At 34.6% G+C, this 15,828-nt stretch carries 10 protein-coding genes and 2 pseudogenes; 1 reads left to right on the top strand and 11 read right to left on the bottom strand.

Annotated features, from left to right (window positions below):
* Nucleotides 1-131 precede the first annotated feature (131 nt).
* From ACM5BR_RS13160 to ACM5BR_RS13120, 9 genes and pseudogenes are all read right to left on the bottom strand, one after another.
* Nucleotides 132-1,811: a glycoside hydrolase family 13 protein gene (locus ACM5BR_RS13160; RefSeq protein WP_416828414.1), complete on the bottom strand. Its 1,680-nt coding sequence runs from the start codon at nt 1,809-1,811 to the stop codon at nt 132-134.
* 30 nt (nt 1,812-1,841) lie between these two features.
* Nucleotides 1,842-4,100, bottom strand: a complete 2,259-nt coding sequence (locus tag ACM5BR_RS13155) for a glycoside hydrolase family 31 protein (RefSeq protein ID WP_416828413.1) — start codon at nt 4,098-4,100, stop codon at nt 1,842-1,844.
* A gap of 88 nt (nt 4,101-4,188) precedes the next feature.
* Complete coding sequence (locus ACM5BR_RS13150) at nt 4,189-7,542, bottom strand: glycoside hydrolase family 31 protein (RefSeq protein WP_416828412.1); 3,354 nt, start codon at nt 7,540-7,542, stop codon at nt 4,189-4,191.
* 80 nt (nt 7,543-7,622) lie between these two features.
* Nucleotides 7,623-8,894, bottom strand: coding sequence for an ABC transporter substrate-binding protein (locus ACM5BR_RS13145; protein ID WP_416828411.1), 1,272 nt, complete (start codon nt 8,892-8,894; stop codon nt 7,623-7,625).
* Between the two features lie 25 nt (nt 8,895-8,919).
* Nucleotides 8,920-9,738: a carbohydrate ABC transporter permease gene (locus tag ACM5BR_RS13140; protein WP_416828606.1), complete on the bottom strand. Its 819-nt coding sequence runs from the start codon at nt 9,736-9,738 to the stop codon at nt 8,920-8,922.
* A 36-nt stretch (nt 9,739-9,774) separates the two neighbouring features.
* Entirely contained in the window at nt 9,775-10,650 is an 876-nt protein-coding gene (locus tag ACM5BR_RS13135; RefSeq protein ID WP_416828410.1) for a carbohydrate ABC transporter permease, read from the bottom strand.
* A gap of 15 nt (nt 10,651-10,665) precedes the next feature.
* Nucleotides 10,666-11,886 (bottom strand): ROK family protein, encoded by a 1,221-nt coding sequence (locus ACM5BR_RS13130; protein WP_416828409.1) that lies wholly within the window; start codon nt 11,884-11,886, stop codon nt 10,666-10,668.
* 93 nt (nt 11,887-11,979) lie between these two features.
* The gene (locus ACM5BR_RS13125) at nt 11,980-12,225 is read right to left on the bottom strand and encodes a hypothetical protein (RefSeq protein ID WP_416828408.1); all 246 of its coding nucleotides are present in this window, start codon (nt 12,223-12,225) and stop codon (nt 11,980-11,982) included.
* Between the two features lie 10 nt (nt 12,226-12,235).
* Nucleotides 12,236-12,393 (bottom strand): annotated as a pseudogene (locus ACM5BR_RS13120) (IS1595 family transposase); the annotation flags it as partial.
* Between the two features lie 138 nt (nt 12,394-12,531).
* Here ACM5BR_RS13120 and ACM5BR_RS13115 point away from each other — a divergent pair.
* A pseudogene (locus ACM5BR_RS13115) lies at nt 12,532-12,824 on the top strand (ApeI family dehydratase); the annotation flags it as partial.
* 138 nt (nt 12,825-12,962) lie between these two features.
* Here the strand turns inward: ACM5BR_RS13115 and ACM5BR_RS13110 are convergent.
* Both ACM5BR_RS13110 and ACM5BR_RS13105 read right to left on the bottom strand, forming a co-directional pair.
* Nucleotides 12,963-15,320 carry a heavy metal translocating P-type ATPase gene (locus ACM5BR_RS13110; protein ID WP_416828605.1) on the bottom strand — a complete coding sequence of 786 codons (2,358 nt, stop codon included), beginning with the start codon at nt 15,318-15,320 and terminating at the stop codon, nt 12,963-12,965.
* 27 nt (nt 15,321-15,347) lie between these two features.
* Nucleotides 15,348-15,734, bottom strand: a complete 387-nt coding sequence (locus ACM5BR_RS13105; RefSeq protein ID WP_416828407.1) for an ArsR/SmtB family transcription factor — start codon at nt 15,732-15,734, stop codon at nt 15,348-15,350.
* Between the last annotated feature and the right edge of the window lie 94 nt (nt 15,735-15,828).

The raw sequence follows: 15,828 nt of genomic DNA, 5'->3' as shown, positions 1-15,828 counted from the left end.
ACCAAATAATTCCCATCTGCTAAGATGGGAATTATTCGATTAGTTAAATATGTTTTTAAAATTTGTTAAATTAAATGATTGGTGGACAGAAAAAATATCAAAACTATTGCATACGAATGTATACTAAATATTTATTTTATAGAATAAACCACTGATTCATAAGGTGCTAAGAAACTTCGTACTTTTTTGTCCTCTTCATTCGATATTAAAATGGTTGCATTATTTATTGATGCCAAAATCTCTTTATCATGTAATTCAATTGATTGACTAGAGAAATTGCATAGTACCAGTAACGTTTCTTTTTCCCCAATTCTTTTGTATGCAAATATATTATTATCATTTTGCAAAATCAGCTCAAATTTGCCAGTGGTAATGATCTCATTATTTTTTCTTAATTGTATAAGTCGTTGATAATAGTAATAGATTGAATTTGGATCATCTAAGGCTTCCTTAGCATTTACTTTTTTATATCTTGGGTTGACTTTAATCCAAGGAGTACCAGTAGTAAAACCCCCATTATCTGAATCATCCCATTGTATTGGCGTACGTGCGTTGTCTCTACCTTTTGTATAAATAGCTTCCATTATTCTTTCATGTGACCAGCCTAAAGATGTTTTTTCTTTATACATATTCAAGAGTTCAATATCACGGTAATCATCAAGTGTTTCAAAATGCACATTAGTCATTCCAATTTCTTCACCTTGGTAAATGTATGGTGTCCCCTGCATCATGTGTAAACATGTAGCAAGCATTTTCGCAGACTTCACTCGATACTCTTGATCATTACCAAAGCGGGAAACTATTCGCGGCTGATCATGGTTACTCCAGTATAAGCTGTTCCAGCCTACCTCATATAGCGATGTTTGCCATTTTTCGAAGTTCTTTTTTAATTCAACTAAATCAATCGGCTTCAAGTCCCACTTATCACCATTTTCACAATCTAAATTCATATGTTCGAATGTGAAAACCATATTTAGTTCTTTATTCTCTGGATTCGTATAAATCTTCGTTTCTTCAGGAGAGGCACCTGGCATTTCACCAACAGTCATCACATTATAATGTGAAATAACTTCACGGTTCATTTCTTTTAAAAACTCATGGATTCGTGGACCGTTTACAAAATATGGACCACCATCACCGTATAATTGACCTTCTCTAACTTCTCCATCAGGAAATAAAGGATCTTTTGAGATGAAGTTAATTACATCCATTCGGAAGCCATCGATTCCCTTATCTAACCAAAATTTCATCATTTCATAAATATCTGCTCTTAATTTTGGATTCTCCCAGTTTAAATCCGGTTGTTTTGTTGCAAATAAGTGAAGATAATATTGCTTTGTTTCTTCATCATATTGCCAAGCAGATCCACTGAAAATGGATCCCCAATTGTTTAATGGTTCTCCATTCCCTTTACCATCACACCAAATATAATAATCTCTATAAGGGTTTTCCTTACTGCGCTTTGATTCTACAAACCAATAGTGCTCATCTGAAGTATGATTTACCACTAGATCCATGACCAGCTTTAAATCTCTTTGATGCATTTCGATTAATAATTGATCAAAGTCTTCCATCGTTCCATATTGTTCAAAAATAGATTTATAGTTTCTAATATCATAGCCATTATCTTCTTGTGGAGAGTCATAAATAGGTGATAACCATATTACATCAACTCCAAGATTTTTTAGATAATCTAGCTTTTCAATTATACCTTGAATATCACCTATTCCGTCTCCATTTGTGTCGTTAAAGCTTTTTGGATAGATTTGATAAACAACACTTTTTTTCCACCAATCTTTTGTTTTTTCCATTATATTACATCCTCTACTTGTTTTTATTTATTAAATTTCACCGATTAATCTTGTACTTTTAATGGAAGCTAATTTGGAAAGTTGTCCTTCCCTTTCAATATTAAGTTGACCTTCTTTTATTTTAAAAGTAGTGAAACTAAACTGCTTATCTCGGTAATTATATGAATAACCATCATCTTCATACAAATACCCAATCATATCTTCCTCAGAATAATAAATTTGCAATTCTATATCTTGATTTTCTTTCGTATTTTTAACAGGTGTTCCTAAAGGTAATATGGTCCCTGCTTTAATGAATATTGGTAGTATATCTAAATCCGCAGATATTAAATGGTATTGACCCCCTTCGTACTTTTGCTCTGTCCAAAAATCGTACCAACTACCTTCTGGTAAATATACGGAACGATGACTTTTACCTGGACGAAGAATAGGAGCAATCAATACCTGACTTCCTAAAAGAAATTCATCACTGCATTGGAATGTCTCCGGATCACTAGGATATTCCATAACTAATGGGCGAACAACAGGAAGTCCTGTTTGTTCTGCTTCATGAAATATAGTATATAAATATGGCATAAACCGATAACGTAATTCTATATATTTTTTAACCGAAACTAATGTTTTTTCTCCAAATGCCCATGGCTCTTGATAAATAGAATCTTGTACACTATGATTACGAAAATATGGAAGAAAGGCTCCAACTTGTGTCCAGCGAATTAGTAATTCTGGAGTTGTATCTGATGAAAAGCCACCAACATCTGCACCAGCTAATGCAACTCCCGACATTCCAAGATTCATAATCATGGGTAAAGACATCTCCAAATGCTCCCAATAGCTGCGGTTATCTCCAGTCCATACAGCTGAATATCTTTGAACACCTGCATAGCCTGCTCTTGTCAAAGAAAATGGTCGACCGTTCCCTAACTGTTTCTGTAATCCTTCAAACGTAGCTTTACTCATATATAAACCAAACAAATTATGTCCTTCATTATGAGTAATCTTCTTTCCATCTCTATTATGAATAACATTTAAATCCATTGTTTTTGTTTCATTAAAAACAGAAGGCTCGTTCATGTCATTCCATATTCCTCTAATACCCAATTCTGTATAAAAACGATGAAGTTCGCCCCACCATTCTTGAACTGTACTATTAAAAAAATCTGGAAAAGCACTTACTCCTGGCCAAACTTCACCTAAATATACTTCACCCTCTAGGTATTTACAGAAATAACCCTTTTCAATTCCTTCTCTATAAACCGAATAATCAACATCCTTTTTTATTCCAGGATCAACTATTGGAACTATATCAATATTTTGTCGGGCAAGTTCCGCTATCATTTCTTTATACTGAGGGAATTTGTCTTCATCAAAAGTAAAGACCCGATAATCGTCCATGTAATGAATATCCAAGAACACGCAATCTAAAGGAATTTCCATGTTTTTAAATTGATGGACAACTTGCATAACTTCATCTTGAGAGGTATAACTATACCGCGACTGATGATAACCAAGTGACCATTTCGGAGGTAAGGGTGTTCTACCAGTAAGGTTTGTATATAACATGACAGTCTCTTTGAGATCTTGTCCTAATATGATATATGTGTTTACTTGCCCACCTTCAGCCATAATTGACATTTGATCACGATATGTCTGCATATCAAACTCTGTACGATAGGAATTATCAAAGAAGATTCCGGTTGTTTTAGTTTGATCATGTATTATAGCTAGTGGAATAGATTGATAAAGTTCTACTGTATCTTTATTGTGTGGAGAGTATACATCCGTATTCCAATTACTAATCTTTGAGCCATTTTTGTTTATAAATCCGCTTTTTTCACCTAAACCATAAATAGGAGAGTCAGGATTCTTTTTTATTGAAAAAAATATATGTTTTGCTGAATTATAAGCAATTGAAGGATTAGCTGTTTGAAATATTACTTGTCCCTCTTTTTTAACAGTTAATCCAAAAGATTGTTTTTTTATAATTAACTCATTAATACCAAATTGAAGTAAAATCGCATCATCTATTTCTACAAGGGATCCTGACATACACCCAACATCACCAATTGCTGCTATTGATGGGGTACGATTAACTTCTCCAAAAGGATTTAGAATAAATCGTATTGTCTTCTCATTAACGAGATAGAGACAAAATGTTCCTTTTGACAGGGTACCTGTTAATACTTTCCCATCCCATTCAAATGATTGAATGGAAGTTATCGCATGACAGACATCTGCTTTTTTATTTACTTTTGAAGGTAAAATTGCATGACTTGTTGTATCTAACATAGAAATACCTCCATTTCCCTTTTTTGACAATAAATGATAATTTTTAAAATTACGATGGATTGTTAACTGGATCAATATGAATTATTAATCAATGTTGAATGATTCTCGCAGATTTATTAATTCCAACTATTTCAAATTCCAGGCTATCTATTTCACCATTAACTTTAATTACAATCTCTTCTTCTTCCTCGTGAACCGATATGAAAACTTGATTTCCAAGGTGATCTATAAGTTTCTGTTCAAATGTACCATCACAGTAAATCTTGCATAATGGTGTTTTATAGCTAGTTATATCATTTCCTACCCAAGAACCTAATTGCTTACTTTTTGCCACATTTAATAATAATATTCGATTTGCTTTTACAAATACAGGAATTTGATTCACCTGAGCATTCACACGAATCATGATTGGTCCTTTGATTTTCTTATTTGTCCAAAAATCAAACCAAGTACCTTCGGGTAGATATACATTCCTTGTTACTGCTCCTTCTTCAATTATGGGAGCAACCAATAGTGATTCTCCAAAAAGATATTCATCATATAATCCACGGCCCCTAACATCATCTGGATAATCAACCATTAGCGCTCTCATCATTGGCAAACCTGATTCACTTGCCTTTTGGGCTTCTTGATAAATATACGGTAAAAGATTCATACGGACATTTGCAAAGAAGCGATATACATCAATTACCTCGTCTTGTCCTGTTCTTTCCGCAATATTCCAGGGAGTACGATCTTGATTAAATTCTCCTTTACTCTCAGCATGGTACTGCATAATCGGACAAAATGCTGCCATCGCTGCAGAACGCATAAATAGTTCAGCTGATGGGATATCCCCGTTGAATCCAGCCAAATCCCAGCTCCAGAAAGGTATTCCTGCTAAACCTGCATTTATACCTGCTATTAAAGAGCGTTTAAATGCAGCAAACGTAGAGCGTTCATCTCCTGCCCAATGTGCCGGAAAATTTTGTGCTCCAGCATAACCAGCTCGACTAAATGTAATACCTTTATTTTGTTGGGCAAAATTAAAATAAGCTGAAATATAATCATTCGGATATTGATTCCGCATTTCACTACCTGTTTGACCATTTGCAAATTTCAGATTTTTCCCGAATACAAATTCACCACCATCAGTTTTAAAACCATCTATTCCAATATCAATTAAATATTGACGTTTCTTAAACCACCATTCACAACCTTCTTTATTACTAAAATCCATTATTAAGCTTCCAGTAAACCAGTTTTCCGGAATGCGATAAGGTGAACCATCTTCATTTTTTACAACATACCCTTTTTCAATCATATACGCTTCATCTTGATCTTTAAGGGGATGTTGCTGTTTGTTTAAATATTTTTGAATTGGAATTTGCCAAAGAATAAGTTTTAAGCCATTATCATGAAGATAGTCAATCATTCCTTTCGGATTCGGCCATCTACCCCATTCTGGAAAATTTATTTCTTTATAGCTATAGCTTTCACTTGGAGCCTTTAGCATATATTCAGCATCATTAAACATGTAATAAGTGGTCTCATCACTCCACTGTTCAAGAACGAGAACAGTTGCTGGAATTTGATGTTTGTTTGTTACTTCTACTTCCTTTATCACAATTGATTCTCTATCCCAATTATTACTTGACATCCATGGTCCTAAAGCCCAAGCAGGAATCATTTTTGGTTTACCTGTATCATTCGTAAAGGCCTGAATGTTCTCTTTATAATTTCCAAAATAAAAATGCAACTTAGTTTCAGGAATATGAGGAACCTGCTCTATAGTAATCGAACATTTATCTTTTAATTCTCTTGCAATATCAAATTTTGTATATAAATTTGTATTAACAAAACAACCGTATCCTGAGTTTGTCATATAAAACGGTATTGGCATATACGTTCTCGTACCCTGATCACGATATTGATTGTAAACAAAACAATCAATCAGCTGTCCGCGTTGCTCTGTTGAATTATAACGTTCTCCAAATCCATAAAACTGCTCAGTTTCTGGACTAAACCAATGAATGACAAATTCTTTAACCTGCTCATTTACATCCGTCTTCCATTCGATTGGAGTATACAATGGATGAGTTGCGAGAATTCTTTCTCCACCTTTGTAAATTTCAATTATTGTTTTATCTAGAATCACTTTTAAGATATATTCTCCACATTGCAATGAAGTAGATTTCGTATTAGTAACTCTGTCAGCCTTTATCAGAACATTTTGTTGTAAGCTAATATCCAAACCACAATCTCTAAATGAAAATGATAAACCATAATTTTTTTCGCCCTCCCCAAATGATAACAACAACTGATTGTCTGTTTGTTGAATCAAATTAAAATGGCGAACTTTGTGTACTTCTAATGTTGACACTTCAAAACGTTCCGACAATAGCTGCTCTCCGTTACTTAATGTTGCAACAAAATAATATTGATATTTTTCATGGTAAGGAAGAGGTGCTAGTTTTTGTTCGTACACTTGTGTATTGTTTTTAACAATAGGTTTTAATATTTCTTCTAATTCCCAGGTTTTCGATTCGTTTTCAATCTTTACCGTAACCGATTCTACTAACTCATTAGTAACTACTTGACAAGTTAACTGAAGGGAATCCTCTAACGTAGGAAAATGTGGCATACGCTCTGTTATTTGTGGAATGTACACATTTCCATGGCCGTATGGCATGTGTACAATTTTGTCTCTTTCCTCCGTTCCTTCTGTTACATAAAAATCATAAATAGCTAAAATAACAACTGCCAATTCATCGATTTCGCTACTTTCACGTGCTAATTCCGAATAATGAAATGCTTTATCACGATCCGATTTTTCTAAGTAATAAAGTGCAAACATAGCGGCTGCGGCGGGAGATATAGTTTTCGCACCTACAAATGGCAACAAGCCTTTTCCATTGTCTAATTGAACTGACATTTTCTGTACCGCCTCAACTATAATCAAGTCTTCAGGAGAAAATAGTCCATAAGGAATGACTGATAGTAGTTCATCTACGGCTATACTTCGCTCATTCACACCATTTAATACACAACCGCCCGAAAGTAAATTATCGAAAACATAATCCCTAATCTTCGTCATTGTTTTCTGTACAGAAAAATGATTTCTGACATTCTTTGTTTCAAGCAAAGCAGCATATGACATTGCTAGATTTGAAAGATAGATATCTGATCTTTCATCTCCCCATATTCTTTGATGAGGCATCGACCATTCCTCTACTAGATAATCAATGAAGGGAATATAATCAATTTTAGTTAATTGGGAGGTATATGGTTGTAAAGAAATTTGTTTTTGTAGAATCCATACCCATGTTGCTATGTTGAAAAAAGAGTCTTGTTTTATATTAGGTTGCTTACTTAATAGTAATTTTTCTACTTCCACATGGTTCCCCTTTAGTTGCTCAAGGTATGCGTTAAGTAATTTTGTAAAGTAATTCACTTGTGTCATTCTGAACTCCCTCTCATGGAAAAGGATATAAGCGCCGAGAACCCACCTATATCCTTTTTTCATTTTTATAGAGTGTATGGTTATTTATTAAGTAGTCCCTTATACTCAGAATTTAAAGTTTCTAAGGCTTGTTTAGATGTTTCCTCACCATTTAATGCTTTTTGAAATTCTTTATCTGTTGCATCACTAATCTTACTCCAGTTTTCGACGACCGGAGGTAAAACTAGAGAATTTAATGCTTCAAAAACAGCTTTTTTATTAGCTGGTGGTGTTTTTTCAAAGTATGGTTTCAAAATATCATTATTTGTAATGGCTGGTAATTCCCAAGAAGAATCTATACGAGTTTTAGCTACGTCTTCACTTGCACTCATAAATTCTGCAAATTTATATGCTGCCTCTTGGACTTTAGAATCTTTTGAAACTACGAGACCGTTAGCAAAGAAATTATGTGCTTTTTGTGTATTACTTGCTTCTAGTTGAACATCCCATTTAAATGGAACATCCTTGAATGCGTCAAACTCCCAAATACCTGTATGAAGAATTGCTAATTTACCGTTCTTGAATAAATCCTCTGGTGTTTGTCCAGATAAATCAGCTGGTGATGGAGATATTTTATATTTATTAACTTTATCAACCATGTAAGTAAGTGCCTCTAAGTTTTGAGGACTGTTTATGGTTACATCTCCATTTTTATCAAAAATTTGACCTCCATTTTGTGCTGCAACTTTATAAAATTCATTCATTGTAACTGGAGCATACGTTCCCCATACTTTATTTTTAGAATCTGTTAATTTTTTTGCTGCTGCAACTTCATCATTCCATGTCCAATCAGCTGTTGGATATGAAACTCCCGCTTTATCAAATAAATCTTTGTTATAGAATGTTAATACATTTGAAAAGCTTTCAACCATTCCATATTGTTTTCCATTATACTGAAAAGCTTTATATGCCTGCTGATTAAATTGATCAGGCTTAAATTCTTTGTCATTATTTATAAATCCAGATAAATCTGCTAGCGTCCCTTTTGATGCATACTGTACAAAGTTTTCATAATTTAGTTCAAACACATCCGGTGCTTGCCCACCCGCTATACGGGTTTGTAATTTTGTAAAGTAATCATTGTAACTTACTAATTCGGAATTGACCTTAATGTTAGGATTTTTCTTTTCAAAAGCCTGAATCATTTGATCTAGCTGTTTTTCATGATCAGGTGTTGCAGAGAAGCTGAAATAATTAATTACCGTTTTTCCACCTGCTGCACCTTGATTTCCTTTACTCGAAGAAGAACAGCCTGTTACTGCAAAAACCATTAAAGCAATAACTGATAAAGCTAATAATCTTTTTAACTTCATTTTAACCTCTCCTATCTTTTTTTTATTATTCTTTCATTCCACTCATTGTCATACCTTGGATAAAGTATTTTTGAGCGAATAGGTAAACCGCTAAAATTGGAATAACACTAATTACGACTCCTGCCATCATCAAACTCCAGTTTGTCCCCCAGCGTCCTTGCAGGAGTGATAAACCAAGTGGTAAAGTCGCTAAATCTCTTGAACTAGTAACAATCAACGGCCACAAAAAGTTGTTCCATGAAGCCATAAAAGTAAAAATCCCTAATGTAGCAATGGCTGGTTTTACCAATGGTAAGCAAACTTTGAAAAATACTATAAAATGGTTTGCTCCATCCATGAAAGCTGCTTCCTCTAATTCTTTTGGAATACTTAACATCGCTTGACGCATTAAAAACGTACCAAATACTCCAAACATTCCTGGAATAATTAATGCTTGATAAGTATTTAACCATCCAAAGTCTTTCATTAATATGAACTGAGGAATCATGGTTACCTGAGATGGAACCATCATTGTTGCAAGATATAGCAAAAATAATTTATCTCTTCCTTTAAATTGCATTCTTGCAAACGCATAGCCTGCCATCGTACTAAAAACGATTTGTCCTAAAGTTGTAAGGACTGCAACCAATAAGGAGTTTTCTAAAAAACGCATCATCGGGAACATCTCTGTAACTTGTTGATAATTATCTATTGTTGGATTTTTCGGAATAAATTCAGGTGGAAGGAGCATTGTAGCACTACTTGTTTTAAAGGATGTTGAAACCATCCATAAAAAAGGTAGTAGCATTATGAAAGCGCCTGCAAACAAGACTAAATAAAAAATTATTTTTTTTATACTGTCCAAGGACTTGTTGCCTTTAATGTTTCTTAAGCCACTCACTTAATTTACCCCCTTGTTTTGGAACTTCATTTGTATCAATGTGAAAATGAATATTACAATAAAGAGAACCCAACTCATTGCGGATGCATATCCCATTTCAAAATAACGAAAAGCATGATTGTAAATGTTTTGCACTAATACTGTAGTGGCACCGCCAGGTCCACCTTCAGTCATTATCATTACTTGATCAAATACTTGGAACGAATTAATTAAGGAAATGATTGTAACAAAGAAAGTTGTAGGCGCTAGAAGTGGTAATGTAATGCTCCAAAACATACGTATTTTACTTGCTCCGTCTATCGAAGCAGCTTCATAGTATGATGGTGAGATGTTTTGTAAACCACCAAGGAACAAAACCATCACGAAACCTATATCTTTCCAAGCACTTGTAAATATGATTCCTAGCATCGCAGTTTTGGGATCGGTTAGCCAATGCGGCCCAGTTATACCCACTAGAGATAATAAATAGTTAATTAAACCGTAGTTAGGATTGTAAAGCCATTTCCAAACAAGAGATACAGCAACCCAGCTCGTTACTACCGGTAAGAAGTAAGTTGCCCGAAAAAATGCAGTGAGCCTCATTTTTTGATTTAGTAATAATGCACAACCTAAACCAAGAATCATTACTAACGGAAGATATCCTATTATAAATAAAAATGTATTTTTAAATGATAGCCAAAAATCAGGATCTTTTAATAACCTAATGTAGTTATTTGCGCCTATAAAATGGATTGATCCCACTAGATTCCAATCTGTAAAACTGATTGCTAATGACGATAATATAGGAATAGCTATGAAGATTAAAAAGCCAAGTAAATTAGGTAATAAAAATATACATAACCAAAACAAGGTTCTCTTTTTTGTCATACCAACCATAATGTCGCACACCTCCTATAATAAATTTACTTCCATTCCTTCATATATTGGCACTTGGAATATATGATTGATGGCCAGTAAAGCTCCTCCTATTAACCATGCGTCATCCTTTAATTTTGATGGAACAATATTAGTTGGGATATCAGCCCTTGAGAAGAAATTATCTTGAGAAATATCATTTACTTTGTCTATAAACAAATGACAATACTTCATTCCTTCTCCAGCCATCACAATTTTATCGGGATTTAGAGTATTAATGAGATTTCGAATACCATATCCAAGATAAAGGCTCATTCCTTTTAGAAGTTGGTTAGCAAGCTCATCTTTAAGATCTGCTTGTTTTGCTACTTCAGCAAAAGTGAAATTCTTTAAAGTTGTATTTGGAAATTGAGATAGTAATTCTCTTCCTTTATTTTCAAAATAGAATTCTGATGCATACATTTCTAAACAACCAAATTGTCCACAGTGGCACGAATATCCGTTAACTTCTATTGTTGTATGTCCGAACTCACCGGCTCCACCTATTGAGCCATAATTAATTTTTCTACTAATTACAATTGATAGTCCTAATCCTGCTCCTACTGAAACTACCAGAAAATCATTACTTTCTAATCCTTCCCCTTTCCATAATTCTGCAAGAGCATATCCATTAATATTTTTATCAACAAATATTGGAATATCTTTTAATTTTTCTTTTAACATTTCGGCTATTGGTACGTTTTCCCAATTTAACATTGAAGATCTAATAATAATTCCCTTATGCCGATTTATTAAACCCGAAGATAGAATACCAATTCCAAGTAAGTTCGATAGCTCTTTTTTATTTTCTACAAGAATTTTTGGTATTTGTTCTTCAATAATATTTACTACAATCTCAGGAGAAGAGTATCTTTTAAATGGTATTTTTTTGATATCAACAATTTCAGCATCCATATTTGTAAGTGCAATCAAAAGCTGTTCCTCTTCTATTTTCACGCTTATAGCAGATCCGAAATCTTTATTGAATTTAATGAGCCTTGCTCTTCTCCCACCCGTAGAAGAAGATTCTCCTACCTCTTGAATCAAACCTTGATTCATTAAATCTTCTATGATGTAAGTAAGAGTTGAAACTCCTAATTCACTTTGTTTTGAAATTTCAATTCTACTAATTGGATGTTGCTCACGTATAATATTTAACACTTTAAATCGATTAATATCTTTTATAAGTTCCTTACTTCCATTTCTTAAGACACGCATATACCACACCTCACTCTATGCTAAATTAACTGCTTTATACTTACTTCTTTCATTGAACGAATTAAGTATATTATTAGTATACTGGAGACGTTATCAATTATCAACTAGCTTAATGTGACTTTTCTTTGAATAAAGTAATGGTCCAACAAGTTCTCCCTTTTCAAAAGCCCTAAAAGTAAAAGAGCCTTTCAATTGGAACTTATTCTTGAGCTCTTCAATTGACTTATCTTTCTCATCTTCATAACTGGAAGCGAATGCTTCAGGACTATTTCGCAAGGATTCAAGTCTAATGTTACGATAATTTTCTGCATCTAATGAATTTAACAGTCTGATTTTCACCTTTCCACTCCTATAACCATTCTACAAGCATTTTACTTATAGAAGCATCATCGCTTCTATGTTTTACAATATCAAGGATTAAAACCAACTCAAATAATGGTCGAGGTATTTTGTAGCCAAACCATTAAATCGTTGAATTCAACCTTTTAATCGGCTGTGATAGATATTGCTCGTTACTTTAAGTAGAATCTTTTCTTCACAGAAAAAATTTAAGAGTATTAAGTTCCTCTATCGAAATGAATAAGAAAAGCAGTATTTCTATAAGGACATCCCTGTTCATCAAATCACTGGTTAACTAAATGATAATTTCTAGTAATGCCGGGCGTTCTAATTGTAGAAGCGTTAGTACAAGTAAGTGCAGTTATTTGTTAATGAAAGAGGAAAATCGAGGAAAGATTAGGTGGTTTTCTGGCATTGACCATTGTCGTTTCAAGAAACAATTCCACCCTGGAGATCAGTTACGTTTAGAAGTAGAAATAACAAGAGTTCGTGGTTTAATCGCAAAAACAAATGCTGTTGCTACAGTAGATGGAGAAATCGCTTGTGAAGCAGAAGTTACATTTGCTCTTTACAACAATAAGGAAAGAGGTAGAGGTTGAAAATTTCTTAGTTTTTTTTATATCGGCCGCCCTGCTTTTGGAGGGATGGGACGACCTGAAGCGACCTACCCTCATTTCTTTCCTTAACAAAAAAACCAATCATACTGATACACTCAGACATGATTGGTTTTTATAAGATTATATGTTTTTCACTTGCAGTACTCGCATTGCATTGAGAACTGCGAGGAGGGTAACTCCAACATCTGAAAAAACTGCTTCCCACATGGTTGCAATACCAAATGCCCCTAAAATGAGGAAAATACCTTTGATTCCTAAAGCGAACACAATATTTTGCCATACAATACGGCGGGTATGTTTTGCGATGCCAATGGCCGTTGAGATTTTAGAAGGTTCATCTGTCATTATAACGATGTCTGCTGCCTCAATGGCTGCATCAGAGCCTAATCCTCCCATTGCAATTCCTACATCTGCTCGAGCCAGAACAGGTGTATCGTTAATACCGTCACCTACAAACACAAGTTTTTCTTTTAGTTTTTTTTGTGTATCTAATTTTTCAATTTCTTCTACCTTATGTTGTGGCAGCAACTCGGCATGTACTTCATCTATTCCTAGCTGTTTCCCTATCGCATCTCCAACTGCTTTCGCATCTCCAGTCAACATCACTGTCTTTTTAATGCCTAGTTCTTTTAAGGAACGAATTGCCTGTGCAGAGTCATCTTTTACCTCATCAGAAATAACAATGTATCCCGCATATTGTTTATCTACGGCAATATGAACAATTGTTCCAATTTCATTTGGTTGCCGAAATGTAATTTGCTCTCTGTTCATAAGTTTAGCATTTCCAACTAGAAGCTCTTTGCCATACACTGTAACCTGAATGCCATGACCAGAGATTTCATTATATCCTTGTATTGCCTCTTCCTTAATTTCTTTCCCAAATGCCTTCCGAATAGACTGTGCTATTGGATGGTTAGAATGGACCTCTGCAAACGCTGCATATTTCAACAATTCTTCTTTAGACATCGTACTCGCTGGTTGAATACTAGTTACTTCAAATACACCTTTGGTTAGCGTACCTGTTTTATCAAATACAACGTATTTCACATCATTTAAGGCTTCTAAGTAGTTACTACCCTTTATAAGGATACCCATTTTTGAAGCAGCACCAATCCCGCCAAAGAATCCAAGTGGAATGGAAACTACAAGCGCACACGGACAAGAAATAACCAAGAACACTAATGCACGATAAATCCAATCAGAAAATGTCGCTCCACTTATCAATAAAGGCGGTATAAATGCTAACGCCGCTGCAACAATTACCACTACCGGCGTATAATACCGAGCAAATTTAGTAATGAAGTTTTCCGTAGGAGCTTTTCGACTACTTGCATTTTGAACAAGATCTAAAATCTTAGATACAGTTGATTCTCCAAATCCTTTTTTGACTTCTACCGTTAAAACCCCATTTTTGTTAATGAATCCACTTAACACATCACTTCCCGTTTCCACTTCCCGTGGTACGGATTCTCCTGTTAAGGCAGAGGTATCGACCATCGAACTACCTTCTATAACCTTCCCGTCTAGCGGTACTTTTTCACCTGGCTTTACTATGATGATATCACCAATTTTTACTTGTTCTGGTAATACCCGTTTTGTATCATTTCCCACTTTTATATTGGCATAGTCTGGGCGAATGTCCATCAACTCACCAATAGACTTACGAGAACGATTGACTGCAATGTCTTGGAATACTTCCCCCAATTGATAGAACAGCATAACAGCTACACCTTCGGGATACTGTTTCACAGCAAATGCACCAATCGTCGCAAGGGACATTAAAAAGTGCTCATCAAAAACTTGCCCTCTTAGAATATTTTTGACAGCTCGCAGAACGATGTCTCCACCTATAATAATATAGGCAATAAGGAACAAGCCTAGCTCTACCATACCAGAAACAGGTACAAACATCCCGATACCCGCTATAATGGCACCAATCCCTAATCGAACCAACATTTTTTTTGTATTTTCACTTCCGTGGTCATGATCATGGTCATGCGATTCTGACACAACTTCTACTTCCGGTTCTAATTGCTTAATAATCTTCGTTGCTTCTGATTCTAATCGATCCATGTCACCCGGATTAGCAGTTTCCATAATCAACTTTTTGGAGACAAAATCGACGGTAGAAGATGTAACTCCCTCCAGACGTCCCACGTTCTGTTCAATCTTTGCAGCACAATTCGCACAATCTAATCCTTTTAAGTATAAAGTACGAGTAGAAGATCCTTTTTTTACGTTTCCTTTTTCTTGTATGTTAATATGCGGTTCTAACATTTTTACTTTTTTCTTTGCCTCGGACACAGCTAGTTCCTCTTGTGTCTGTTCTGTTTCTAACGTGAGTGTCTTGGTTACAAAATTAACCGAACAATCTGAAACGCTTGATATCCCTTTTACACCATTTTCAATTTTCATGGCGCAATTCGCACAATCCAATCCTTCTAACGTAAATTCCCGCTTTATCTTCTGTTTATGCACTTCCATCCGTTTCGTCCCTCTTCCTCTTTATTCTTTCTCTTCATTGACGTGTTGGAATGCTTGATCAAAAATCTCGATAACGTGACTATCAGCAAGTGAATAATACACGACTTTTCCTTCTTTTCGATTTTTCACAAGCTTGGCTTGCTTCAGTACCCTTAATTGATGAGAAATAGAAGATTGCGTCATACCTAGTAAATATGCAATATCACACACGCACATCTCTGATTCAAACAATGTATGAAGAATTCTAGTTCTTGTGCGATCCCCTAGAATTTTAAATAATTCAGCTACTTCACTTAAACTATTTTCATTTGGTAAAGTACGTTTAACCTTTTGAATAATATCTTCATGAATAATGGTTTGACTACACGTCTCTTCGCATACGTCGATACCTTCTTCTTTTGCTTGCATGATTACACCCTCTCTATCATTGAACATATGAACAAACATTCATGTATTATTTTGATTTTATTATATGTATCTTTTCTCAAATGTGTCAATAAAA

The sequence above is a fragment of the Ectobacillus polymachus genome (assembly GCF_048159605.1).
Taxonomy (GTDB): domain Bacteria; phylum Bacillota; class Bacilli; order Bacillales; family Bacillaceae_G; genus Ectobacillus; species Ectobacillus polymachus.
The sequence above is the reverse complement of the archived record's forward strand: the minus strand, read 5'-3'. Positions and strand labels throughout refer to the sequence as shown.

What these genes read in the sequence shown, in the direction of transcription:
- ACM5BR_RS13160 (WP_416828414.1), bottom strand. Translation starts at nt 1,811, where the DNA reads ATGGAAAAAACAAAAGATTGGTGGAAAAAAAGTGTTGTTTATCAAATC.
- ACM5BR_RS13155 (WP_416828413.1), bottom strand. Translation starts at nt 4,100, where the DNA reads ATGTTAGATACAACAAGTCATGCAATTTTACCTTCAAAAGTAAATAAA.
- ACM5BR_RS13150 (WP_416828412.1), bottom strand. Translation starts at nt 7,542, where the DNA reads ATGACACAAGTGAATTACTTTACAAAATTACTTAACGCATACCTTGAG.
- ACM5BR_RS13145 (WP_416828411.1), bottom strand. Translation starts at nt 8,894, where the DNA reads ATGAAGTTAAAAAGATTATTAGCTTTATCAGTTATTGCTTTAATGGTT.
- ACM5BR_RS13135 (WP_416828410.1), bottom strand. Translation starts at nt 10,650, where the DNA reads ATGGTTGGTATGACAAAAAAGAGAACCTTGTTTTGGTTATGTATATTT.
- ACM5BR_RS13130 (WP_416828409.1), bottom strand. Translation starts at nt 11,886, where the DNA reads ATGCGTGTCTTAAGAAATGGAAGTAAGGAACTTATAAAAGATATTAAT.
- ACM5BR_RS13105 (WP_416828407.1), bottom strand. Translation starts at nt 15,734, where the DNA reads ATGCAAGCAAAAGAAGAAGGTATCGACGTATGCGAAGAGACGTGTAGT.